At 73.0% G+C, this 22,453-nt stretch carries 25 protein-coding genes; 21 read left to right on the forward strand and 4 right to left on the reverse strand.

Translation table 11 applies throughout. From position 1 onward, the window contains the following. From F6W97_RS01295 to F6W97_RS01365, 15 genes are all read left to right on the forward strand, one after another. Complete coding sequence (locus F6W97_RS01295; RefSeq protein ID WP_155368242.1) at positions 1–693, forward strand: hypothetical protein; 693 nt, start codon at positions 1–3, stop codon at positions 691–693. Positions 694–695: 2 nt separating this feature from the next. Beyond that, entirely contained in the window at positions 696–1,910 is a 1,215-nt protein-coding gene (locus F6W97_RS01300; RefSeq protein WP_155368243.1) for a phage tail sheath family protein, read from the forward strand. Between the two features lies 1 nt (position 1,911). Further along, entirely contained in the window at positions 1,912–2,400 is a 489-nt protein-coding gene (locus F6W97_RS01305) for a phage tail protein (RefSeq protein ID WP_155368244.1), read from the forward strand. Positions 2,401–3,601: 1,201 nt separating this feature from the next. Further along, positions 3,602–3,784 carry a hypothetical protein gene (locus F6W97_RS01310; RefSeq protein WP_155368245.1) on the forward strand — a complete coding sequence of 61 codons (183 nt, stop codon included), beginning with the start codon at positions 3,602–3,604 and terminating at the stop codon, positions 3,782–3,784. Then, positions 3,772–4,410, forward strand: coding sequence for a CIS tube protein (locus tag F6W97_RS01315; RefSeq protein ID WP_155368246.1), 639 nt, complete (start codon positions 3,772–3,774; stop codon positions 4,408–4,410). Before F6W97_RS01310 ends, F6W97_RS01315 begins: the two co-directional genes overlap by 13 nt. Then, positions 4,407–5,891 (forward strand): phage baseplate assembly protein V, encoded by a 1,485-nt coding sequence (locus F6W97_RS01320; RefSeq protein WP_155368247.1) that lies wholly within the window; start codon positions 4,407–4,409, stop codon positions 5,889–5,891. The genes F6W97_RS01315 and F6W97_RS01320 overlap by 4 nt, the downstream gene beginning before the upstream one ends. Then, positions 5,888–6,226 (forward strand): hypothetical protein, encoded by a 339-nt coding sequence (locus F6W97_RS01325; RefSeq protein WP_155368248.1) that lies wholly within the window; start codon positions 5,888–5,890, stop codon positions 6,224–6,226. The genes F6W97_RS01320 and F6W97_RS01325 overlap by 4 nt, the downstream gene beginning before the upstream one ends. Continuing rightward, positions 6,223–6,618 carry a GPW/gp25 family protein gene (locus F6W97_RS01330; RefSeq protein WP_155368249.1) on the forward strand — a complete coding sequence of 132 codons (396 nt, stop codon included), beginning with the start codon at positions 6,223–6,225 and terminating at the stop codon, positions 6,616–6,618. The genes F6W97_RS01325 and F6W97_RS01330 overlap by 4 nt, the downstream gene beginning before the upstream one ends. Beyond that, the gene (locus F6W97_RS01335) at positions 6,615–9,149 is read left to right on the forward strand and encodes a putative baseplate assembly protein (protein ID WP_155368250.1); all 2,535 of its coding nucleotides are present in this window, start codon (positions 6,615–6,617) and stop codon (positions 9,147–9,149) included. The genes F6W97_RS01330 and F6W97_RS01335 overlap by 4 nt, the downstream gene beginning before the upstream one ends. After that, positions 9,139–9,600: a phage tail protein gene (locus F6W97_RS01340; protein ID WP_155368251.1), complete on the forward strand. Its 462-nt coding sequence runs from the start codon at positions 9,139–9,141 to the stop codon at positions 9,598–9,600. The genes F6W97_RS01335 and F6W97_RS01340 overlap by 11 nt, the downstream gene beginning before the upstream one ends. Next, a complete protein-coding gene (locus F6W97_RS01345) occupies positions 9,597–10,712 on the forward strand; it encodes a PASTA domain-containing protein (protein ID WP_155368252.1) in 1,116 nt (371 codons plus the stop codon). The genes F6W97_RS01340 and F6W97_RS01345 overlap by 4 nt, the downstream gene beginning before the upstream one ends. A 1-nt stretch (position 10,713) precedes the next feature. Next, positions 10,714–11,163 (forward strand): hypothetical protein, encoded by a 450-nt coding sequence (locus F6W97_RS01350; protein WP_155368253.1) that lies wholly within the window; start codon positions 10,714–10,716, stop codon positions 11,161–11,163. Further along, positions 11,156–11,920: a hypothetical protein gene (locus tag F6W97_RS01355; RefSeq protein ID WP_155368254.1), complete on the forward strand. Its 765-nt coding sequence runs from the start codon at positions 11,156–11,158 to the stop codon at positions 11,918–11,920. The genes F6W97_RS01350 and F6W97_RS01355 overlap by 8 nt, the downstream gene beginning before the upstream one ends. A 227-nt stretch (positions 11,921–12,147) precedes the next feature. Next, positions 12,148–13,626 (forward strand): hypothetical protein, encoded by a 1,479-nt coding sequence (locus F6W97_RS01360; protein ID WP_155368255.1) that lies wholly within the window; start codon positions 12,148–12,150, stop codon positions 13,624–13,626. A gap of 230 nt (positions 13,627–13,856) precedes the next feature. Beyond that, a complete protein-coding gene (locus tag F6W97_RS01365) occupies positions 13,857–14,276 on the forward strand; it encodes a DUF4326 domain-containing protein (protein ID WP_407924529.1) in 420 nt (139 codons plus the stop codon). A 2-nt stretch (positions 14,277–14,278) separates the two neighbouring features. Here the strand turns inward: F6W97_RS01365 and F6W97_RS01370 are convergent, their stop codons facing one another. Next, a complete protein-coding gene (locus tag F6W97_RS01370; RefSeq protein WP_230686308.1) occupies positions 14,279–15,001 on the reverse strand; it encodes a hypothetical protein in 723 nt (240 codons plus the stop codon). Between the two features lie 92 nt (positions 15,002–15,093). After that, positions 15,094–15,675 (reverse strand): hypothetical protein, encoded by a 582-nt coding sequence (locus F6W97_RS01375; RefSeq protein WP_155368256.1) that lies wholly within the window; start codon positions 15,673–15,675, stop codon positions 15,094–15,096. A gap of 232 nt (positions 15,676–15,907) precedes the next feature. Between F6W97_RS01375 and F6W97_RS01380 the strand changes: the two genes are divergently transcribed. Together F6W97_RS01380 and F6W97_RS01385 are read left to right on the forward strand one after the other, a co-directional pair. Further along, entirely contained in the window at positions 15,908–16,309 is a 402-nt protein-coding gene (locus F6W97_RS01380) for a hypothetical protein (RefSeq protein ID WP_155368257.1), read from the forward strand. A 194-nt stretch (positions 16,310–16,503) separates the two neighbouring features. Beyond that, positions 16,504–17,175 carry a response regulator transcription factor gene (locus F6W97_RS01385; protein ID WP_230686309.1) on the forward strand — a complete coding sequence of 224 codons (672 nt, stop codon included), beginning with the start codon at positions 16,504–16,506 and terminating at the stop codon, positions 17,173–17,175. Between the two features lie 31 nt (positions 17,176–17,206). Here F6W97_RS01385 and F6W97_RS01390 read toward each other — a convergent pair whose 3' ends face one another. Next, the gene (locus F6W97_RS01390) at positions 17,207–18,229 is read right to left on the reverse strand and encodes a DUF1996 domain-containing protein (protein ID WP_196278927.1); all 1,023 of its coding nucleotides are present in this window, start codon (positions 18,227–18,229) and stop codon (positions 17,207–17,209) included. Positions 18,230–18,336: 107 nt separating this feature from the next. Further along, positions 18,337–18,957 (reverse strand): hypothetical protein, encoded by a 621-nt coding sequence (locus F6W97_RS01395; RefSeq protein WP_155368259.1) that lies wholly within the window; start codon positions 18,955–18,957, stop codon positions 18,337–18,339. 150 nt (positions 18,958–19,107) lie between these two features. Here F6W97_RS01395 and F6W97_RS01400 point away from each other — a divergent pair, with 150 nt between their 5' ends. The 4 genes from F6W97_RS01400 (at position 19,108) to F6W97_RS40385 (ending at position 22,375) form a co-directional block, all read left to right on the forward strand. After that, the gene (locus F6W97_RS01400) at positions 19,108–20,235 is read left to right on the forward strand and encodes a DUF1996 domain-containing protein (protein ID WP_155368260.1); all 1,128 of its coding nucleotides are present in this window, start codon (positions 19,108–19,110) and stop codon (positions 20,233–20,235) included. Positions 20,236–20,426: 191 nt separating this feature from the next. Then, entirely contained in the window at positions 20,427–21,095 is a 669-nt protein-coding gene (locus F6W97_RS01405; protein ID WP_155368261.1) for a hypothetical protein, read from the forward strand. Between the two features lie 13 nt (positions 21,096–21,108). After that, positions 21,109–21,642: a SigE family RNA polymerase sigma factor gene (locus tag F6W97_RS01410; protein WP_155368262.1), complete on the forward strand. Its 534-nt coding sequence runs from the start codon at positions 21,109–21,111 to the stop codon at positions 21,640–21,642. Continuing rightward, positions 21,635–22,375: a hypothetical protein gene (locus F6W97_RS40385; protein WP_230686310.1), complete on the forward strand. Its 741-nt coding sequence runs from the start codon at positions 21,635–21,637 to the stop codon at positions 22,373–22,375. Before F6W97_RS01410 ends, F6W97_RS40385 begins: the two co-directional genes overlap by 8 nt. Positions 22,376–22,453 lie beyond the last annotated feature (78 nt).

Raw genomic sequence — 22,453 nt, forward strand, 5'->3', positions numbered from 1 at the left:
ATGCGGTATCACGAGGACCACGGGCCCCTGGCCCGAGCGTCCGCGCTGCTGCTGGCCAGCCTGGCCGAGGTGGACGTGGCGGTCCGGGTCGAACACCCGGCCGCGGCGGTGGGCGTGCAGTCCGGCGCCTTCGGCGGACCGTGGGTGGCCGTATGGCCCTACGCGGTGCTGCCGGAGACGCTGCCCGCCCGCCCCGGTGACCCGCTGCGCCTGCGGGTGCGGTTCCTGCTGCACGCCGACGGCCCCGAGGCCACGGCGATCGAGGCGCTGGACCGGATCCTCACCGGCGGCGTGCCGTACCTGCTCGCCGAGCCGGTGCCGGACACGCTGTGGACCGCGCTCGGCGCACGGCTGCGGGTCGCCCTGCTCTGCGAGGTCGCGGTGCAGGTCGCCACGGCCGCGCCGCGCATCCCGAGGGTGACCGAGCCGCCCCGGCTGGACACCGTGTCGCTGCGCCGGCTCACCGGCCGGGTGCAGACGCCCGGCGGGGTGGCGCTGGTCGGCATGCGGGTCTCGGCCGCGGACGGCACCGCCGCCTCGTACACCGACACCAGGGGCCACTTCGAGCTGCCCGTCGTCGCCGACCGGCCGGTGCGCCTGGCCGTCGCCGGACGAGGGCTGCTGCTGTCCGCCGAGGTCCCGGCCGCCTCGGCCGAACCCGTCGTCATCACCTGCGAAATCCAGGAGGTCTAGCAATGCCTGTGTACTCGTCTCCCGGCATCTATGTCGAGGAGGTGTCCGGTGGCAGCAGGCCGATCGAGTCGGTCGGCACCAGCACCGCCGGATTCGTCGGCACCGCACCGGACGCCGCCGCCCGCCGCAACGAGGCGGTCGCGGTCAACAGCTGGTCGGAGTTCGTCCGGGTCTTCGTCGGCGACAGCAACGACAGCACGCCGCTGTCGAGGGCCGTGTACGGCTTCTTCGACAACGGCGGCGGCCGCTGCTACGTCGTCAACATCGCCTCCGGCGAGCCGCTGGCCGGCAAGGGCCGCCAGCGCAGCGGGCTGCGGCTGCTGGAGGCGATCGACGAGGTCGCCATCGTCGCCGCGCCCGGCTACACCGACGCCCTGTCCTATGAGGACCTGCTCGCGCACTGCGAGTTGATGGGCGACCGGATGGCCATCCTCGACGGCCCCGAGCAGACCGGCGACGTCGAGCGGCTGACCCGCGTCGGCGGCATGACCACGGCCAAGCCCCCGGCGAAGAAGTCCGCCGACGGCGAGACCGCGCCGGCCGAGGACAACAGCGGGCTGCGCCCGCGCCAGTCCGACTACGGCACCTTCTACGTGCCGTGGCTGGTGGTCCGCGACCCGCTGACCGGCGAGGTCGTCAACACCCCGCCCAGCGGCCACGTCGCCGGGGTGTGGGCCCGCACCGACACCCTGCGCGGCGTGCACAAGGCCCCGGCCAACGAGCCGGTGCGCGGCGCGGTCGACCTGTCCTACCGGGTCACCAAGGTCGAGCAGGACGTGCTCAACCCGGCCGGGGTCAACTGCATCCGGCACTTCCCGGCCGAGGGCATCCGCATCTGGGGCGCGCGCACCCTGGCCGCCTCCGGCAGCGAGTGGCGCTACCTGAACGTGCGGCGGCTGTTCAACATGCTCAAGGAGTCCATCGGCGACGGCACCCGCTGGATCGTGTTCGAGCCCAACGACACCCTGCTGTGGAAGTCGATCCGCCGCGACGTCAGCGCGTTCCTCACCCGGGTGTGGCGCGACGGCGCGCTGCAGGGCCGTACGCCGCAGGAGGCGTTCTTCGTCAAGTGCGACGAGGAGACCAACCCCGCCGACGTCCGCGACGCGGGCCAGGTCGTGACCATGATCGGCATCGCACCGGTCAAGCCCGCCGAGTTCGTCATCTTCAAGATCAGCCAGTCCGCCGGTGCCGGCGGCGACCAGGCAGGAGCCTGACATGCCCGAGGTGACCGCCACCCCCGCCCCCCAGCCGGGCAACCTGGTGGACCCCTACCGCGCCTACAACTTCAAGCTGCTCATCAACAACGTCACCGAGGGCCACTTCACCGAGGTCGGCGGCCTGGGCATCAAGGTCGAGACCATCTCGTACCGCGAGGCCGGCAACAACTCGGTGGTCCGCGCCATCCCCGGCCGCGTCACGTACGCCCCGGTGACCCTGCGGTTCGGCCTCACCTCGTCCCTCGAACTGTGGGAGTGGCTGATGACCGCGGTCGAGGGCCGGGTCAGCCGCCGCAACGTGTCCATCGTCATGCTCGACAGCTCGGGCTCGGCCGAGGCGCTGCGCTGGAACCTGGTCAACGCCTGGCCGCAGGAGTGGTACGGCTCGCCGCTGGACGCGATGAGCCGCGAGCTCGCGGTGGAGACGCTGGTGCTGGCACACGACGGCATCCAGCGGGAGACCAGCAATGTCGGCGCGGCTGCGTGACGTGCTCGGCTGGCTGCGGCGCCTCCTCGGCCTGAGGGGCGCCGCTCCCCAGCCGAGGACGCCCGCACCGGGGGACGGGGCCGTCCGGCTCGGCGGGCGCACGCCCGTTCCGGACGCCCCGCCCACCCGACCCCTATGCCCGGCCGCCCCGGAGTATCCGGCCTGGCCCGACCCCCGGATCGCGGCAGCGCCGAGCCTCTCCGTCGACGTCGACGTCGACGTGTCGAGCCAAGCGCGGGCGCGGTTCGCCGTCGTGTCGAGCCCGGCGCAGGCGCGGTTCGCCGTCACTCGGCGAGCTGACGAACCCGCCGCCATCGGCCGGCGGATCGACGACCCGGCTTCGGACGGTCGAGGCGCGGTGGGCTCAGCCGCGGACGAGGCTGCGCCGCACGGTCCAGCCGGGCCTGGCCTGCCGGAAGCCCCGGCAGGCGCAGCCCGCCGACTGGGCCGCCCGCAGCCCGCCAACGCCGAAGCGGCGTCCAGCCGCCCGGCACGTAGCTCGGCGGTCGAGACGGCTCGGTACCTGCCTGCACCGGGTCGCGGCCCTGCGGTCGAGGCCGCTCGGCAGCTGCCTGCGCCGGGTCGCGGCCCGGCGGACGAGACGGCTCGGCACCTGCCGACACCCGGTCGCGGCAGGGTGGGCGAGTCCGCTCGGCAGCTGTCGGCACCAGGTCACAGTTTCGCGGACGAGGCGGCTCGGGAGGTGGCGCAACGGTCGACGGCGAGTTTCCCGACACCGGCCGGCCGGGCCGGGAGCCGACAGCCCGGTCCCGTGCGAGCAACGCCCGGTGCGGCGATGTCGATGCCGCCGGTCCACAACACATCTGTTGTGGATACAACCCAGAAGTTGTGGGCCGCGCACCATGACACCGTCGCCGAGGCCGGCGCTCGTCTGGCCGGTCCGTCCGGGATCGCGATCGAGCAGTCACGGACTTCGTCGCCGCCCGCGCCCGCACCGATCGATCATGCGCCGTCGCCGTCGCCGTCCGCAAGGCAGGTGGCAGCCGACCTCGCGATGCGATCGCAGCCGACAACGGCTTCGGCCGCACCAGCCGCGACACCGCGGCCCGCAGCTTCACGCGCTGAGGTTTCGGCCGGCGAGGCCGACAGCCCTTGGCCTGGTGGGTCACGGGCCACCACGCCGACCCGGAACCCGGCGGCTCGGGTTGCGGGAGCGCCGCCGGAAGCGCGGCCGACGGCCGTGCAGGCCGCCACCGCGCCGTGGCCGCCGCTGACCGGGCAGGGCGCCGAGCAGGAGCCCGGCCCCTGGCCGGAGCTGCTCGACGACGGCGAGTTGTGGGCCGTCCCCGCGCCGATCCGCACCGATCCCGACCGCAGCCGACTGCGGCAGAACCAACAGGAGGGCAGGCCGTGGAACGCATAGCCTTTCTCGTCGACGCCACCGGCGAGCGCATCGACTGCCTGGTCAACCCCGAGACCCTGGTGGTACGCCGGCTGGCCGGAGTGCGCCCGGCGGCACTGCCCGGCGCGGTGGTCGGCACCGGTGTCGACGACGCGCTGCTGTTCACCGGCGGCGGCCGCACCGAGCTGGTGCTCGACCTGCTGTTCGACGTGGACCTGGTCGAGTCCGCGCACCGGCCCGACGATGTACGCCGGCTCACCGGGCGGTTGTGGCACCTGGCCGAGAACGGGCAGGGCCGCCCACCGCTGGTGCGCCTGGTCTGGGGCAAGACGTGGAACCTGCCCGGCGTGGTGGTGAACGTCGCCGAGCGGCTCGACGCCATCGACGCCTCCGGCATGCCGCGGCGGTCCTGGCTGCGGCTCAAGCTCGTCCGCAGCGAAGGCGAGCCCGTCACGCCTCCGGCCCGGACGGCGGCGAGCGCCGTGCAGGCCACCGGCGACGGCTCGGGCGGCGGCGGGGCGCGGTTCGACCTGCTGGCCGCCGAGGCGCTGGGCGACCCGACCCGGTGGCGGGAGCTGGCCGAGCACAACAGCATCGACAACCCCCTGGCCGTACGCGCCGGGTCGGTCCTCGGAGTTCCGTCATGATCATTCCTGTCGTCTCGGTGCGCCTCGACGGCGTGCCCGTGCCGGGCCGGGTCCTGTCGGCCCGGGTCACCCAGCGCATCGGTCTGCCCGCTCAGGCCGAGCTGACCATGCACACCGCCGCCGGCTGGCCCTTCGGCGCCCGCCTGGAACTCGACGTCGACGGCGAATCGCTGTTCGACGGCGAGGTCTGCACCGTGGAGCTGACCCGCGGACCGGGCTCGGAGACCGGCTGGACGGTCGTCGCCCACGACCTGCTGCACCGGCTGCGCACCCGCCAGCGCCCCCGGGTCTTCACCGGCGTGACCCTCGCCGACCTGGCCCGCGAACTCACCGCCGACCTGGGCCTGGCCGTCCGCTGCCCCGACGCCGGGCCACCGCTGGAGCGGCTGCTGCAGCACCGGGCCACCGACTGGGACCTGCTCGCCCGCACCGCGGCCCGGCTCGGCCGGTACCCGGTGCTCGACGGGCAGACTCTGGTGCTCGACACGCTGCGCCCCCGTGGCGAAGCGGTGGCGCTGAAGTTCGGCGACACGCTCTGGCAGTGCCGGGTCGAGGGCCACGCGGACCGCGCCGTCGGCGGGGTCGCCACCTACGGCTGGCACGCCGGGGGAGAGTTCACCACGGGCCGGGCCGCCGCTCCCGGATACCGGCCGGGGCCTGCTGCGGCACTGCCGGGACTCGCCGGAGACGGTGATCGGGCGCTGATCGACCAGCCGGCCGGTCACCAGGCCGAAGCGGCGCAGGCGGCGCTGGACCGGGCCGCGGCGCGGGTGCTGTGCGTCAGCGGCGCCGCTCAGGGCGACCCGGCGCTGCGACCCGGCCGCGCGATCGAGCTCGCCGGTGTCGGCGACGCCGTCGACGGGACCTATCCGGTGTGTTCGGCCGTGCACACGATCGACGCCGACGGGTACCGCACTGCCTTCGGCACCGAGGCGCCGGAAGGGCCGTCGCAGTCGAGTGCCGCCGCGGTCGCGCTGGGCCGGGTCACCGACGTCGACGACCCCGACGGCCGCGGCCGGGTCCAGGTGACCCTGCCCGGCCACGGCGACCTCGACCTGGGCTGGCTGCCGGTGCTGTGCCCGGGAGCCGGGCCCGGCAAGGGCATCGTCGCCCTGCCCGACCCGGGCGACCTGGTCGTGCTCGCGCTGCCGCACGAGGACCCGGCCGAGGCGATAGTGCTCGGCGCGGTCTTCGGCGCGGTGTCCCCACCCGACAGCGGCGTCAGCGGCGGCCGGGTACGCCGGTGGAGCCTGCACAGCCCCGGGGGCCAGCAGGTCGTCGTCGACGACACCGACAAGTCGATCAAACTGTCCAACGCCGACGGCAGCACCCTCGACCTCGCCCCGGGCAAAGTCCATCTGCTCGCCCGCACCGACCTGGTCATCGAGGCCCCCGGGCACCGGATGACCATCCGCGCCGCGAACGTCGACTTCGAGCGGGCGCTGATCCCCGGCCTGCCCACCGAGGTGATCCCAGGATGAAGATCATCGATAACTCGTCCGACGTGCGCTGCGACCACGACGGCAAGGTGGCCAACAACCCGTCGCAGCACTGGGTCGAGATCGCCGGGCACCCCGTGCTCGTCGACGACGACCCGCAGGGCCGCGCCATCGCCCGCTGCCCCAACATCGGCGCGACCATGAAGCCCTGCGGCAGGACGCTGCGCGTGTTCACCGGCTACAGCGACTGGATCCGCATCGACGGCGACGCCGTCGTGCTGGACAGCCTCGACGGCCTCACCGACGGCACCGTCCCGGGCACCGTCCACTACGGGGTACGCATCCCCGGCCAGTCCTTCGTGGAGGCATCGGCATGACCGCGACATCCCTGCGCTTCGCCGAGGGGGAGGGCATCGTCACCTCCGCCGCCGGCCGGGTCGCGTTCGTCCACGGCGACGACGCGATCCGCCAGGCCATCATCCTGCTGCTCGGCACCGTGCCCGGCGAGCGGCTGATGCGCCCCGACTACGGCTCCCGGCTGCACCGGCTGCTGTTCGCGCCCAACGACCAGACCACCGCCGGCCTGGCCATCCACTACGTGCGCCACGCGCTCGAACGCTGGGAGCCGCGCATCGAGATCGAGCAGGTCGACGCCGACCCCGATCCCGACATCGCCTCGCGGCTCAACGTGCACCTGCGCTACCGGGTCAGGCAGACCCTGGCCACCGGCGTCCTCGACTACCCCATCGACCTCGGAGAACAGTCATGATCCCCGTGCCGAACCTGGACGACCGGACGTTCAACGACCTGGTCGCCGAAGCCCGCGACCGGGTACGCCGCTCGTGCCCGGACTGGACCGACCTGTCCGTCCACGACCCCGGCGCGGCGCTGCTCGAAGCGTTCGCGTACCTGACCGAGGTGATGCTGTACCGGCTCAACCGGCTGCCGGAGAAGGCGTACCTGGAGTTCCTGAACCTGCTCGGGGTGACCCGCCGCCCGCCCGCGTCGGCCTGGGCCGAGCTGACCTTCACCCGCACCGGCGCCGACACCGGCCGCATCGCGATCCCCGCGGGCACCCGGGTCGCCGCGGCCCGGGGCGCGGACCCGCAGCCGGTCGTGTTCACCACCACCGCCCCGGCCGTGCTCGCCGAGGGCGAGACCGAGACCCGGGTGCGCGCCTACCACTGCGAACTCGTCGACGGGGAGCTGCTCGGCCGAGGCACCGGCCTGCCGGGCCTGGTGCTGCGCGCCGACCGGACACCGCTGGCCACCACCGGCGAGCCCCTCGAAGTGCTGCTCGGCGTGCAGGCGACCGGGCCGGTCACCGGCGCGGCCCGCGAGTTCGACGGGCACACCTTCGAGATCTGGCAGCGCGTCGAGACGTTCGCCGGGCTCGGCCCCGCCGACCGGGCGTACCTGCTCGACCCGGCCGCCGGGACGGTCACCTTCGCGCCCGCCCTCGACGGCGGCACGGTCCCCGGCGCGGTGCCGGAAGCCCACCGCGAGATCCGGCTGTGGTACCGCGTCGGCGGCGGCGCGTCCGGCAACGTCGCAGCAGGCACTCTGACCGCGCTGCGGGACCAGATCCCGGGCCTGCGGGTCACCAACGCCGAGGCGGCGCGCGGTGGGCGCGACATCGAACAGGTCGACGCCGCCGCCCGGCGCGGCCCGTACGAGCTGTTCAGCCTGCACCGCGCGGTCACCGCCCGCGACTTCGAGCTGCTGGCCACCGCCGGGTCCCCGGCCGTGGCCAGGGCGCGGGCGTTCACCCGGGCCTCGATGTGGTCGTTCGCGCGACCCGGCGAGGTCGAGGTGACCCTGGTGCCGTACGTGCCCGAGGCGGCCCGGCCCGGCTGGCGGCTGCCCGTCGCCGCGCTCGCCGAGCGCCAGCTCGACGAGGTGCGCCTGCACACCCAGGCCGACCTGGACCGCCGCCGCGCGCTGGGCACCTCGGTCACCACGACCTGGGCCCGGTACAAGACCGTCGCGGTGAAGGGCCGCGTCGTGGTCGGCCGGCAGGAGGACGTCGACGCGGTGCGCCGGCGCATCCACGACCGGCTGCACCAGACGATCAGCCCGCTGCCCGCCCCCGCGACCGTCGAGGGCTGGTCGTTCGGCGAGCCGCTGCGCGCGTCGAACGTGTACCGGATCCTGGAGCAGGCCGAACCCGGCGTGCGCTACGTCGACGACGTGCGGTTCGTGCTGGAGCACGCGCCGAGCCGCGACGTCAGCTCCATCGCCGCCGACGGCTACCAGCCCGGCACCTGGTACGCCGGCGGCGGCGAGCAGGTGTTCCGGTCCACCAACGACGGTGAGGGCTGGGAGCTGGTCACCGTGTTCCCCGGCGAGGCGGTGCGCCAGGTCGTGCCCGCCCCGGTGTCCGACCGGCCCGGCGTCGTCGCCCGCCCCGGCGCGGTCGCCGTGGTCACCAACTCTGACGAGGGCGGCTCGTGCGTGCACGTGTCCGCCGACCTGGGGGAGACCTGGCGCAAGCTGACCGAGATCGACGCGGTCGTGCTGGAGGCCGCGTGGATCGACCGCGAGGAGGCGGTGTCGCTGCTGCTGGCCACCGACGTCGGCCTGTACGAGATGTCGCTGCTCGACGGCGCTGTCCCGCTGCAGATCATCGTCGACACCAAGGACCAGGACCGCGGCTTCAACTCGGTGCGCACGTTCGTGTCCGAGCGCGGCGTGTGGGGCGTGGCACTGGCCGCCGAGACCACCTACGGGGTGTACCTGTCCACGGCCGGGGGAAGGCAGGGCACGTTCGCCCACGTCGGCCTCAACGGCGTCGACACCCGGGCCCTCGCCGTGCAGCTCGACGGGCCGGACACGGTGCTGTGGGTCGGCACCGGCACCACCGACCCCCGCAAACCCGGCAAGGGCTGCTACCGGGCCCGGCTGTTCGAAGCCGACGTGCGCTGGCAGGAACTGTCCGCCGGATGGACCGGCGGCACCTGCTGGGGCCTGGACTTCGTCGACGGCGCCGCGTACGCGGCCAGCCAGAGCGGGGGAGTGCTGCGTCTGGACACCACCGCGGCCGCACCCCAGTGGGAGTCCCCGTCGGTCAACTGCGGCCTGCCGCTGCGCGACCGGACCAGGTTCGAGCCGGTGCGCACCATCGCCGCCGGCGGCCAGGTGTTCGCCGGCGGCAACCGCGGCACCCACGTCGTCGCCGGGCCCGGCCAGTGGCGCTCGGCCGCCGACACGGAACTGCGCCAGCTCGTCACCATCCCGCCCACCTGGCTGCTCGTCTCAGGTGAGCACGACATCGAGGTGGTGACCGAGGATGCGCCGTGACGCGATCGCCGCGCTGCTGCCCGCCGCCTACCAGCGGGCGCTGCACCCGTCCGGGGTGCTGTGGGCGCTGCTGGACGTGATGGAGGCCCTGCACGAGGCCGGCGAGGCCCGCCTGGCCACGGTCGAGGACCTGTTCCACCCGTACCGCTGCCCGCCCCAGCTGGTGCCGTTCCTGGCCCGCTGGGTGGCCGTGGACCACCTCGGCAGCGGCCGGGACCTGGTCGCGCACGGCACCGCGCTGGCCCAGGCGCGGGGCACCGCCGAGGGCCTGCGCTCGGCCGTCGCCCTGGCCACCGGCCTGACCGACCTCGTGATCGAGGAGTCGGCAGACCGGCCGTTCCACCTGATCGTGCGCATCCCCGCAGGCAGCGACCTGATCGAGCGGGTCCGGCACATCGTCGAGCTGGACAAACCCGCCGCCACCACCTTCGAGATGGGAGTACTTCCGTGAACGACAAGACCGAGAAGACCGAGAAGTGGGTCATCACCACGGCCACCCCGGAGGTGACCCTCGGCCAGGACCGCGCCGCGGAGGTGACCTTCACCATCACCAACCAGTCCCGGCGCACCGGACGGCCGAGCATCGACTTCCACACCGGAGCCGACACCGACGCGTCGTGGTTCGCGGTCGAGGAGTACCCGCGCCCGAAGCCGGGTGCGACAGCCCCCCTCGTCGTGAAGATCAACGTGCCGCAGTCGGCCCCGGCCGGGCGCTACGAGTTCCAGGCCCGGCTCACCCCGCCGCTGGCCCTGGGCGCGCAGCGCGACGCCGAGCTGTCCGACGCCCCCGAGGAGACGTCGGTGCTCAGCCGCCGCGTCGCCGTCGTCGTGCCGGCCCCGCCCGCCCCGGAGAAGAAGCCGTTCCCGTGGTGGATCGTCGTAGCCGCGGCGCTGGCCGTGCTCGTCATCGGCGTCATCACCTGGGTGGTGTGGCCCGAGGGTGAGCAGCCCGCCGCGACCCCGCAGCCCACGGCGTCGGCCACACCCGCCGTGTCGGCCAGTCCCGTCCCGGTCGAGCTGGTCGCCGTGCCGAAGCTGATCGGCCTGCCGCCCGCCGACGCCAAGGCCGCCCTGGCCAAGGCCGGCTTCGTCGCCGGGACCATCCAGTACGGCTGGGACAACTCCCGCGGCCCCGGCGCGGTGACCCGGCAGTCCCTGCCCGGCGGCGCGACCGCGGCCAAGGGCAGCACCGTCGACCTCGGCGTGTCCGCCGCCGCGGCCAAGCCCGTCATCTCCCAGCCGGTCACCAACTCCAGCGTCCCGCCGGGCCGCATGCCCGCGATCGTGTGGACCCAGCCCGACTCGTGGCCGGTCCGCTGGATGGTCACCGTCCAGATCGAACGCTGCACCAGGTCCGCGTTCGGCGAGGTCTGCCAGCCCACCCCGCCTGTGTCCAGCCAGATCGCCACCGGACGCGACTTCACCCCGGCGATGCCGGCGCTCAACTACAACACCGTCAACAACGTCCGCGACAACGGCTGGGTGATCATCAACGTTCAGGTCCTCGACGACTACGGCACCCCGACCGAGCCCGGCTCCGTGCGCGTCTACCTGGAGCACTGACATGCCTGCGCTGACCCGAGGACAGAAGATCCTCGCCGCCGTCGCGGTGCTGATCGTCGCGCTGTTCGTCACCGGCGTCGCCACCGCCGACGACGGCACGATGACCGACCCCCGAGACAGCGCCCTGGTCCGTACGCTCGGCGACTGGTTCGGCGACCCCGACCCCGTCGACCCCGCGGACCTGAGTGCACCGTGCCTGACCGACGGCGTGCTCGTCGTCGAGACCGGCTGCGTGCTCACCATCGCCGCGGCCGGCAGCGACCTGCGCGAGGTCGAACTGCGTCCCGACGGCCCGCTGCGGCTGCAGACCCGCGCCCCGCACGACGACACGGTCCTCGACCGGGAGGTTCCCGCCGGCGAACCGATCCGCGTCGCGGTCGACGACCAGGGCGCCGACATCACCCTCACCTGCGACAAGTGCACCGTCACCCTGGGAGGCAGCGATGGATAGGCTGCGCACGCCGTTCTTCTTCGTCGCGCTCGTCGCGCTCGGACTGGTCGTCGCGGTCGAGACCGGCAGCTCACTGCTGCTCGGCCTGACCACCCCGGCCCTGGACACCGCGACCCAGCTCGGCGCGGACGTGCCACCGGGTGTCGCGGAACGCCCCGGCGGCCTCGCCGTCAGCTACCTGGCGCTCATCGACGTCGTGCTGCTGGGCACGGCGGTGCTGATGGGCGTGGCGATCCTCGCCTCCAAACGGGTCCACGCCCGCGCCCAGGGCGTGGCCACGCTGATCGGCGCGATCATCCTGATCATCACGGCGCTGGTGCTGCTGTTCGTCGCGATCGCCAAGCTGATCCTGATGGTGTCGCTGCTGCTGGCGTTCCCGTTCGGCACCATCGTGTACCTGATCCTGTTCGGATCGTTCCCACGCGGGGAGGCGGCGGTCGTCCTATCGCTGATCATGTTCCTCAAGGTCGTCGCCGTCGTCTGCCTGGTCGTGGCGCAGCAGCGCTTCCTGCAGAACAAGGGCCTGGTCGCCATGGTCATCACGTCGCTGCTCGGCAACGTGGTCGCGGTGTTCCTGCACGGGATCGTGCCCGGGGTGCTGGTCAGCATCACCGACGCCGTCGCCGCCATCGTGTTCGCCGTCGTCGGGATCGTCTGGGCGATCGTGCTGATCGTCGGCTCCGTCCCGGCGATCGTCAGAGCGGTCCAGGTCACCGTGGAGAGCGCGAAGCAGCTCAAAGCCGCCGCGGCCACCTGAGCCGCGGCTCCGGGTTCGCGTGCCCGGCAGCACCGGGATCCCCCGTCGCGCGAACCACGGCGGTGGCGCGGTCGGCCGAGAAATCGGCAGGCCGCGCCACCGTGCGCGCGAACGTGAACGGGACTCGGGTGCGGTTCTTTGGCCCTTTTTTCAGCCTTTGGCCAACATATGCTCCGTTTCGGTGTTTCCACACCACCCGGACCATCTCGCCCTGGAGGCACGAACGCATGCGAACCGCTAGATCCATCTCGACCGCCCGCCGGGTCGCCCACGGCGCGCTGCTGAGCCTGGCAGTGCTCGCCGCCGCGGGCAACGCCGCAGCCGCGGCCCCGGCGAGCCTGACCCAGGCGGACCTGCAGGAACTGTCCATCGTGGCCTCCGCCGACGTGACCGTCGGCGGCCCGGTCTCCGCCACGGTCACCCTGTCCGACCTCGACCCGGTCACCGAGACCGGGCTGCTCACGTTCTCCCTCTACGGGCCGAACGACCCCGACTGCAGCGGTGACCCCGCCTTCGTGACGGTCCCGCCGGTGCCGACCGCCGGCGAGGCCGACTACCCGTCGGGTCCCTTCGTCCCCCAGACCGCCGGCACGTACCTGTGGGTCGCCTCCTACACCGGTGACCTGTCCGGGGAGACCGTGACCACCACCTGCGACCCGGACGACCCGGACACGGTCGTGACGGTGCTGCGGGCCGAGCCGACACTGTCCACGGTCGCCTCCGGCAACACCCCGCTCGGCGGCACCGTCGTCGACACCGCCACGATCAGCGGCGGCTTCGAGCCCACCGGCACCATCACCTTCCGCCTGTACGGCCCCGGCGACACCGTCTGCGAGGCGGCCCCCCTCACCACCTCCACCGTCGACCTGGTCGCCGACGTCGACTCCTACGACTCGGCCGGGTTCGTGCCGACCGTGGTCGGCGACTACCGCTGGCGGGCCGACTACAGCGGCGACGTCAACAACACCCCCGCCGGCACGGCGTGCGACGACCCGGCCGAGAACTTCCGCATCCTGACCGCCCCCGACCTGGACACCGACGCCTCCGCCGACGTGGACCTCGGCGGCGCGGTCAGCGACACCGCGACGCTGTCGGGCAGCGCCGACGCCACCGGCGCCATCACCTTCCTGCTGTTCGGCCCCGACGACGACGAGTGCACCGCCGACCCGGTCTTCACCTCCGCGCCGGTGACGGTCGACGGCGACGGCACGTACGCCTCCGGCGCCTTCACGCCGACGGCGGCCGGCGCCTACCACTGGGTCGCCTCCTACAGCGGCGACGCCGCCAACGCCGGAGTCACCACCGCCTGCGACGATCCCGACGAGACGGTCGTCGTGCGGGGCGCACCCGTGACACCCACGCTGGTCACCGACGCCTCGCACGACACCTACGTCGGCAAGCGGATCTTCGATCGGGCGACCCTGTCCGGTGGCGCCGCCCCGACCGGCACCATCACCTTCGACCTGTACGGCCCCGACGACGCGACCTGTGCGCGCACCCCCGTGGCGACCTTCGCGGTGCCGGTGAACGGCAACGGCGACTACGTCTCCGGAAGTTTCCGGCCGCACACGCCCGGCACCTACCAGTGGGTGGCCTCCTACAGCGGCGACGACGGCAACACGGCCGTCGCCACCAGCTGCGGCGACCCCGCCGAACAGGTCGTCGTACGCAAGAAGGAGCCGTACGGCCCCGGCCCGCGCCCGTAGCCGACCCGGTCACCGGAGCTGGTCCTCCCTGGGCGGCCATGGAGGACCAGCGCACGAACGCCGAAATGGGCGGCCGACCCGGCATCCGCGTCACCTCGGCCGTCCCTGTCGGCTGTCGGGCATACCATCGACCCTGCCACGCCCTGGCGTGTCTGCGCAGGCAGCGGGCCGGAACCGGTCGGGACGCCGATCCCGGCCGCCGGTGGTCTGGCGAGGAGGGAGCAGCCGGCGTGGACGTCGACCGGAGCAGGCAACCGGTGCGGATCCAGCGCCGCCGGGTCAAGGGCTGGCAGCTGCCCGAGGGCGCCGTGATCGTCACGCGGCCCACCCGGTGGGGCAACCCGTTCGCGATCGGCGACATGGTGCAGCAGTTCCCTGACGGCTATGCCAAGCCGTACCAGGGAACGCAGCTGCCCGGCGTCTACTTCGGCAGCGGGCCCGGCCGCGAAGTTAAATATGAGATCCGTCCCGTGGTCGACCGGGCCGACGCGGTGGAACTGTTCCGCGCGCACCTGCTGCGGTATCCGGCGCTGCTCATGGCGCCGATCGTGCGGGAGCTGGCGGGCAAGGACCTCGCCTGCTGGTGTCCGCTCGGCGAGCCGTGCCACGCGGACGTGCTGCTACGGGTCGCCGCCGGCGGCCGGCCCTAGTGTCACGCGGCCGGCGCGAGGATCTCGTACCACCAGGACTCGCGCTCGTCGCCCAGCAGGTCGAGCTGCTCGTCGGTGGGGCGGTAACCCTCCGGCAGCTCCGCCGACGCGGCACCGGAACGCTGTACGACCTCGCGCAGCCGGGCGACCACCGGATCGTTTCGCAGGTCCTCGACATCCAGCCAGGCGTCGGTCAGCAGGCCGGGGCCTAGGGCGTACCACGCGGCGACGAGCCCAGGGTCGCCATGCCGCTCGGCCGCGACGGCGACCGCTGTCACGACGTCGAGCAGCGCGACCCGCTCCGGCGCGACCGCGTCGCGGCCCCGCAGCCGTCCCGCGTCGGCCAGCCGCCGCCACAGCGCCGAACCCGCCTCGCAGTACAGCCAAGGCGGGTCGACGTAACCGTCGTCGAGCCAGTCGTCGTAGCCGGCGAAGTCCTCGGCGTCCTCGTCGATCTCGCGCAGCCCCTGGAACCCGGTCAGCCCTTCGAAGAACGCGCGGCGCCCGGCGTAGTCCGGGTGTTCATGCAGCGCGAACCGGTACGTGTGCCCCCGCCGCAGCAGGATGTCCAGGACCCGGCCCTGAGTGTGGGAACAGTCGAATCTCGCCTGGAACGCGTACAGCGCCGTGAACCAGTCCCGGACCCGGTCGTCGTCTTCGGCATGGCGGGCGTCGAGCACGACGACCGATGCGGACACCAGATCCTCGATGTCGTGCATCGACATGTCGTCCTCCGATCCCGGGCCGTCCCGGCGCCTCCGTCGGCGGCATGTTACGCGTGACCGATTCCCCGCGTCATCCCCCGCAGATCGCCGGCTCAGTCGATGTCGCGGACGGCGCAGGTCCACGTGATCGTGCCGTTGATCGGCTTGAGGGCGTAGCTGTTGGGCAGCATGCGGGTGAACTTCCAGCTGCCGCTGCCGTCCGGGTTGACGGTCAGGGTGCTGGTCGCGCCCTCCTTCTCGAACCCGACCGTGTAGCCCTCGCTGTCGATGAACAGCCCCGGCTCGCTGCCCATGACCCCGACCAGCGGCTTGTTGCCCTGGTAGGTGCCCGGCCCGGTGTAGGGCGCGACATTGGCCTGCAGGTGGACGGTCTTGCCCTCGATTTGCGACTTCTCCCGGTAGGGCAGCGTGAAGATGCCAGCGCCGTCCTTGGTGCCGCCTTTGGCGTAGTCGGTGCACGAGTCCAGGGAGAACTCGCCCTCCACGTACGCGGTCGCCTCCGTGGTGCCCTTGAGCGTCGTGCCGCCGGACAGGTCGTAGGTGACCGTCAGGTAGGCCCGCTTGTCGTGACCGCCGCCCTCCGGCGTCGCGCCCGGAGCCTGCTCGTCCGGCCCGCATGCCGCCGCCGACAGCAGCACCCCGACCATGGCCGCCGTCCACACCGTCCGTCTCATCCGCGCTCCTCAACTCGTGATCTTCAGCGCAGTGAATGCTAGGAAGCGCAGGTTGCGGGCACATCGGTGCTGACACCTATCGCCACCGGACCGGAACCGGGCCGGACTGCGGCGGCTCGCGAACTAGGTGCCAGCACCGATGCGCCCACCGCGCCGCCGCCGCTAGCGTCGCCCTGTCACGTGCCCGGACACGCAGCCGCCGGGACCGCTCGAACCTCGGACAGGAGCACGCATGCGCCGACAGCTCGCCATCCTCTGCGCGGTGCTCACGCTGGCCGGATGCACACCCGAGGACGAAGCGGACGTGAAGGCAGCCGTCTCGGCCAACGCCGCCCCGCCCGCCACCGCGGCCGCCCCGGCGGGGAAGGAGTTCTGCGCCGGGTTCAACGACGTGCAGACGTGGAGCAAGGAGAACTTCCCGAAGTTGAAGACCGGGCCATGGGCCGCCGGGATGGTGCAGCGGCTGACCGCACTCCAACCGGCCGCACCCGGTGACCTCGCACCGCACCTGGCCGCCGTGATAGCCGGCTACCGGAAGGTCGCCGACGGCGGCAGCCTGGTCGGGCTGGCCGGCAGCGACCTGCCCGACCGGATCGAGACCATCGACGTCGCCTGCGGCAGCCACGACGGCTGACCGAGCTGACAGCCGACCGGCGGTGCCGGTCCCCGCCCGCATTCGGCGGTAAAGCCCACCCGGCCGGTGTCGCCGCCGGTGCGGGCTCTTTATCATGCGGCAGTGATCACCACAGCGACTGCCCGCAGCGGCCCCCGCCGGGCGGCCGCCCCTAAGCTCACGCTGCCCGCTGCCCGGCAAGCCGCGGTGATCACGTGAGCACCCTCGCGTTACGGGTCGTGCTCGCCGAGGACATGGTGCTGCTGCGCGACGGTATGACCCGCCTGCTCACCGCCGCCGGCATGCAGGTCGTGGCCCAGGTCGACAACCCCGGCGCGCTGCTGGCGGCGGTGGACTCGCACCGCCCCGACCTCGCCGTCGTGGACGTGCGGATGCCGCCGACGCACACCGACGAGGGCGCGCGGGCGGCGCTGCGCCTGCACGAGACCCACCCTGCCCTTGGCGTCATGGTCCTGTCCCAGGTCGTGGAGCAGACCCTGGCGGCGCGGCTGCTCGCCGACCCGCCGACCCGGTTCGGCTACCTGCTCAAGGACCGGGTGCTCGACGTCGACGAGTTCGTCGACGGGCTGCGCCGGGTGGCAGGCGGGGCGACGGTCTTCGACGCGCAGATCGTCGACCGGCTGCTGGGCGACGCGGCCGACGCCCGGCTCGACGTGCTCAGCATCCGCGAGCGGGAGGTCCTGTCCCTGCTGGCGCAGAGCCTGAGCAACGCCGCGATCGGCCGCCGGCTCCAGGTCTCCGAACGCACCGTCGACGCGCACCTGCGGTCCATCTTCGTGAAGCTGGACCTGCACCAGAGCGCCGACGAGAACCGCCGGGTACGGGCCGCCCTGACCTGGCTCGGCTCCGCGCCCCCGCACGCCTGACACCGGCCCGCGCGGCGACCCGCCGAGCAGGTCAGAAGCCGCCGGCCGCGTTGCACTTGACGCCCTGGTTTAGGCAGTTGCGCACTCGGGCGGCGAGCGCCTCCTCGTCCCAGCCGTTGAAGAAGTCGGCGTGCATGGAGAACGAGTTGCCCGACGACAGCGTGATGCCGTCGGTCTTCGCGCTGAGCGCCTCGTACGAGATGACGAACGACACCGACGGGATGGGGACCGGGTGGCTGCGCGGGCATGCCCCGGTGTGCAGCGCCCCGGACATGTGGGCCTGGTGGTCGGGGCTGTCCAGGTGCTTGCCGTCCCAGCAGTCCGGGAAGGTGATCTGGCGGACGATGTGCGCGGTCGGCGCGCAGACCGGGAACACGCCGTCCTTGGAGCGACCGACCTCGCCGCCGATGCCCGCACACCAGAACCGGTTGCCGTTCGGGTCCGACTTCTTCTTCGGATCGCCTTCGACCATGCGCAGCCCGTACGGGAACGGCTGGGTCTTCGAGGGGTCCTTCAGCCGTGATCCGTAGTAGACGGTGATCTCGTCCGGGTCGACGACGCGGCCGTTCTGGTACAGCGTCGGGATCCAGTACCCGGATCTGTCCTGCTTGGGGTTGCAGGTCGTCGCCCCGGCGCGCAGCGACGCGGCGGTGGTGCGGCTGTCGACGGTCTTGTTGCCCCAGAAGGTGTGGTTGTGCGACGCGCCGGGCAGGCCCGGGAAGACGATCGGGTCGTCGTCGGCGTGGTGGCTGACCGTGCAGGTCGCGTGGAACTCGGGGACCCGCACCGGCTTGCCGGTCACCGGTTTGGGCTTGCGGGCGAAGAACGCCGCCGTCCGTGCCTTCTGCTCGTCGGGGTCCACCGCGACCCAGCCCGGCTTCGCCGGTTTCTGCGACGGCTTCGCCGAGGCCGAGGCTGCCGGTGACCCCGCGGCCGGTGACCCGGTCGCGGCGGGTCCGGTCGGCGCGGCCTGCGGTGTGGAAGCCTCACCGGAGTCGGTGACGATGAACGAGACCACCGCGATCGCCAGCACGACCGGTGCCGCGATCAGCACGGGGCCGAGGCGGCCGATCCTGGCCGCCCATCCGCGGCCGGCGGGCTGCGCAGCTGTTGCCTGTTCGGTACGCAAATGTTCTCCCGCGTCGAGTGCGCCGGCCCGGCTCATGCCGGATGGCTGCTGAGGAATCCGATCGCCATCGCGCCCCACCATCCGCCCTGGGACACCAGCGCCGCCAGCACCGAGCGCACCAGCAGCCAGCGGGGAACCGGTCCGGCGAACGCGGCGATCCTGCGGTGCAGCGCGGTGGCCTGGACGCCGTTGAGCGCCACGAGCAGCACCAGGAGCAGTTTGACCTGGGTCAGGGTCGCGCCGAGGTCCGGCTTCAGCAGCCCGCCGCTGGCGGCCAGCCCGGCCAAGCCCAGCCAGATCAGCAGGTGCACTTGGTCGGCGACGGCCAGCACCTGCCGCAGCTGGCAGCGCCGCAGCAGCCACTTCAGGGCGTACCAGTCGACCGTGACCACCGCGCCGAACCCGACGACCAGGCACGCCAGGTGCACGAACAGCGCCACCCGGTGCAGCACCGGGTTGACCGGCACGAGTGTCGACTCCGCGAGCACCGCCAGCCACGTCACCGTGATCACGGCGGCGACCAGGCGCGGCGACGGCGAAGCCGAACCGGTCATCCTGGCCCGCAGGCCGGGCCGGTGGCGGCCGCGGGCCTCCGGCGGCGGCTGCTCACCGGTCGCCGGGTGGTCTCGCGTCGGGGCGTTCACGGTGGTCATCTTCCACTGTGCGCGGATCGTCGGGAAGAGCCGGGGAAGGACTCCGCGAACAAGTCGGGCCGGCGGTCCTTTGTGGCTGCTCGGATCGGGGGTTCGCCGACAGAGCGGTAACATACCGGCGGTCGTGAGTCGCAGGGTCAGGAGTCAGCCGTGTCGTACCAGCCGGGCAGCGACCCGCACCCGCGTCCGGGCCGGGACCGGCGGAACCTGCTCGTCGTGTGCGCCGGACTGGCCGTGGTGACTGCCGTCGCGGCGGGGGCGCTGTTCGCGACCGGCGAACCGGAACCGTCGAACGCGGCCGCCGACCTCGCTTCCACCGGGTCGCCGCTACCGCCCGCTGAGTCGTCGGCGGCGTCGCCGACCTCGGCGTCCGCAGCCCCGAAACCCGCGAAACCCGGCTGGGTCGCCGTCGACCAGGCGGCGTGGCAGGCGCAGGTCGATGCGTACCGAGCCAGGAAGGTCGACCCGGTGCCGGCCGGGGTGGGCAACCTGCCCGAGTTCCGTGCCGACTGCACGTACAGCCACTCGCTGCCCGACGATCCGATCGTCGCTCCCGGGCTGCCGGGCGCGTCGCACATGCACTCGTTCGTCGGCAACAAGGCCGTCGACGCCGGCACCAAAGCCGCCGACCTGATGAAGCTCACGGCCACCACCTGCAAGCCGGTCGAGGACCACTCGTCGTACTGGGTGCCGACGCTCTACGACAACGCGACCGGCAAGCCGGTCGAGACGACCGGATTCCGGGTCTACTACCGCTCGCTGATGAACACCTCGGCGGGGCAACTGCCGATGCCCAACGGCCTGCGCATGATCGTCGGCGACGCCAAGAAGAGGAAACCGACCCCCCGCGGCGTGAGCGGCCAGTTCTTCTGCGCCTACTACGGTCCCGGCGACGTCGACGGCGTCGCCCGCAGCAGCAACGGCAACTGGCCGGTCTGCGACGGCAAGGCGACGCTGCACTACATCATGCAGTTCCCGGACTGCTGGGACGGCAAGCACCTGGACAGCCCCGACCACAAGGCGCACGTGTCGTTCGGCCGCGGCAACGCCTGCCCGCGCAGCCACCCGGTGAAGATCCCGGCGATCACCTTCGACATCCAGTACGCGGCCCAGGGCAGCCGGGCAGGTTTCTACCTCGCCTCGGACAAAGACGGCAAGAGCGCCTCGTCGATGCACGGCGACGCGTTCGTGATGTGGGACGTCGACGCCATGAACAAACGGACCAGGAACTGCGTCCAGCAGCGGCGGACCTGCGACAACTTCGGTTACCAGAAGTAACGAAGCGGGAGCGTCCGCCGATCGGATCGGGAACTCCCACCCGCGGCCCGGCGTTGCGCCAGTAGTGGGTCCCGCGCGGGTCGACGCTGTAGGTGTGACGTACGCCGCACTCCGCGCATGCGTCCGGGCGGTGGGGTCGGACGTCATTGGTGCGCTCCGGACGGAGCACGTCGATGGCGGAAGGAACAGAGATGGAAGGCACGAGTACCCGGTGGATCGCCCGATGCTGGCTGGGCGCGGTGGTGCTGGCCGGGGCCGCCGGCTGCGCGACACCGCCCGGACAGGCCGACCCGGGGGCCGCCCAGGGCGGCGCGCCCACGGCCGCCCCTTCGGCGTCGGCCTCGCCGTCGCCCGCGGTGTCGCCGAGCGCGTCGCCCAGCCCGAAACCGGCCGCGCTGGGCACGGTCCCCGGCCCGGACAAGGCGTTCCTGCTCCAGGCGGTCGACCGGATCGAGGACCCGGTGCTGACCGTGACCGCGAGCGGCCGGATCGGCACCTACCCCGGCGGTGCGGACACCGGCGAACGCGAGCAGTTCATGCTGGCCCCGCTGTCCCCGGGCGCGAAGACGTACCTGCTCAAGACCGCCCGGCTGCGGGTGGGCGGCGAGCCGGTCTGCGCCGGGATCGAAGCCGGCGTGCTGCACACCGTGGCCTGCGACGCGGCCGACCGGTCGCAGCGGGTGACGCTGGCGGCACGTGGCGCGGACGCCTCGGGCGCGGCGACGTTCGACCTGGTCGTCGGGGGATACCAGGTGGAGGTCGCCAAGGACGGCAAGGTGTCGCTGGTCAAGCGCGGCAGCACACCCGCGAAGACCCGGTTCCGGTTCGTCCCGTCCGGGACCGTCGGCCAGTGGCCGTGACGGTGGGGTGCTGATGTCCGACGCCGAGGAGTTCGACGCCTTCTACGCCGACACGTCGTGGCGGGTGCTCGGACAGCTGTGGACCATGACCGGCAGCCGGGCCGAGGCCGAGGACGCGGTGGGTGAGGCGTACGCGCGGGCCTGGCAGCGCTGGCGGCAGGTGCGTGAGTACGACAGCCCGGAGGCGTGGGTGCGGCGTACGGCCTCGCGGATCGCGATCAGCGCCTGGCGCAAGGCGGTCAACCGGCTGCGCGCCCACCACCGCGCCACCCCCGACCAGGAACTGGCCGGGCTCGGGCCCGATCACGTCGCGCTGGTCCACGCGTTGCGCCAGATCCCCGTCGACCAGCGCCGCGCGATCGTGCTGCACCACCTGGTCGGGCTGAGCGTGGCCGAGGTCGCCGAGGAGGTCGGCGCACCGCAGGGCACGATCAAGGCCAGGCTGCTGCGCGGGCGGCGGGCGCTGGCCGGCTGGCTGAGCGAGCTGCCCGACCCGGGCGACACACCCCATCAGGCGAACACCGGAAAGGAGAATCGGGATGGCTGAGCGCGGCGAAGAAGAGCTGGACCGGCACCTGGGCGCGCTAGTCGATCACGGTTCCCGGATCGGCCGGCTGGGCTCGGCCGAGCAGGTCCGCCGCCGGGGCGAGCGGCGGCGGCGCAACACTCGGCTGGCTGCCGCCGCGAGCGGCCTGGCCGTGGTCGCGGTGTTCGCCGGGGTGTACGCGACGCAGACCGGCCACGGCACGCCGGACCCGCCGGTGGCGACCCAGCCTGCGCGGGCGTCGGCGTCGGCGTCACCGTCTCCCGTGGTCACGCCAAAGGTCGACCCGTCGGCGGTCCCCGGCGACGGGGTGCCGGAGCAGGACCAGGGCGTGTGGGTGCAGGCGACGACCACCGGCGGCTACCCGCTGCTGACCGCCCTGCCCGACAACACCCTGTCGGGGGTGGGGGAGGCCGCCGCGACCGAGGGCGCGCGGTTCGCGCTCGTCCCGCTCACACCCGGCGGGACGGCGTACGCCCTCAAGACCGCCACGGCCGCCTCCTGGGGGGAGCCCGGCTGCGCGGAGCGCAACGGCAGCCGTCTCACCATCGAGGCGTGCAACGCCGCGCGTGACGAGCAGGTCGTCACCCTGCGTGGCAGCGCCGCGCCGTACGAGCTGGTGCTCGGCGGTCAGGCCCTGAAGGTGACCGAAACGGGCGTGTCCGCCGTCGCGCCCGGCCAGGGCACCCCGCTGACCTTCATCGTCCGGGGCACGGCCCAGGGCAGGGTGGGCTGAACCCGGCGGCGGCGGATCTGCCCGGGATATACGGAGTTTGGGCGTGCCGGATTCCAAGCGCCGGCACGCGTCGATCAC

The organism is Catellatospora vulcania, from assembly GCF_009720385.1.
Classification (GTDB): Bacteria; Actinomycetota; Actinomycetes; order Mycobacteriales; family Micromonosporaceae; genus Catellatospora; species Catellatospora vulcania.

Bases quoted from the DNA above. Each gene is read 5' to 3' on its own strand.
- F6W97_RS01350 (WP_155368253.1), top strand. From the start codon at position 10,714: ATGCCTGCGCTGACCCGAGGACAGAAGATCCTCGCCGCCGTCGCGGTG.
- F6W97_RS01360 (WP_155368255.1), top strand. From the start codon at position 12,148: ATGCGAACCGCTAGATCCATCTCGACCGCCCGCCGGGTCGCCCACGGC.
- F6W97_RS01325 (WP_155368248.1), top strand. From the start codon at position 5,888: ATGAAGATCATCGATAACTCGTCCGACGTGCGCTGCGACCACGACGGC.
- F6W97_RS01410 (WP_155368262.1), top strand. From the start codon at position 21,109: ATGTCCGACGCCGAGGAGTTCGACGCCTTCTACGCCGACACGTCGTGG.
- F6W97_RS01375 (WP_155368256.1), bottom strand. From the start codon at position 15,675: ATGAGACGGACGGTGTGGACGGCGGCCATGGTCGGGGTGCTGCTGTCG.
- F6W97_RS01335 (WP_155368250.1), top strand. From the start codon at position 6,615: ATGATCCCCGTGCCGAACCTGGACGACCGGACGTTCAACGACCTGGTC.
- F6W97_RS40385 (WP_230686310.1), top strand. From the start codon at position 21,635: ATGGCTGAGCGCGGCGAAGAAGAGCTGGACCGGCACCTGGGCGCGCTA.
- F6W97_RS01405 (WP_155368261.1), top strand. From the start codon at position 20,427: ATGGAAGGCACGAGTACCCGGTGGATCGCCCGATGCTGGCTGGGCGCG.
- F6W97_RS01330 (WP_155368249.1), top strand. From the start codon at position 6,223: ATGACCGCGACATCCCTGCGCTTCGCCGAGGGGGAGGGCATCGTCACC.
- F6W97_RS01320 (WP_155368247.1), top strand. From the start codon at position 4,407: ATGATCATTCCTGTCGTCTCGGTGCGCCTCGACGGCGTGCCCGTGCCG.
- F6W97_RS01295 (WP_155368242.1), top strand. From the start codon at position 1: ATGCGGTATCACGAGGACCACGGGCCCCTGGCCCGAGCGTCCGCGCTG.
- F6W97_RS01395 (WP_155368259.1), bottom strand. From the start codon at position 18,957: ATGACCACCGTGAACGCCCCGACGCGAGACCACCCGGCGACCGGTGAG.
- F6W97_RS01305 (WP_155368244.1), top strand. From the start codon at position 1,912: ATGCCCGAGGTGACCGCCACCCCCGCCCCCCAGCCGGGCAACCTGGTG.
- F6W97_RS01380 (WP_155368257.1), top strand. From the start codon at position 15,908: ATGCGCCGACAGCTCGCCATCCTCTGCGCGGTGCTCACGCTGGCCGGA.
- F6W97_RS01300 (WP_155368243.1), top strand. From the start codon at position 696: ATGCCTGTGTACTCGTCTCCCGGCATCTATGTCGAGGAGGTGTCCGGT.
- F6W97_RS01355 (WP_155368254.1), top strand. From the start codon at position 11,156: ATGGATAGGCTGCGCACGCCGTTCTTCTTCGTCGCGCTCGTCGCGCTC.
- F6W97_RS01370 (WP_230686308.1), bottom strand. From the start codon at position 15,001: ATGTCGATGCACGACATCGAGGATCTGGTGTCCGCATCGGTCGTCGTG.
- F6W97_RS01340 (WP_155368251.1), top strand. From the start codon at position 9,139: ATGCGCCGTGACGCGATCGCCGCGCTGCTGCCCGCCGCCTACCAGCGG.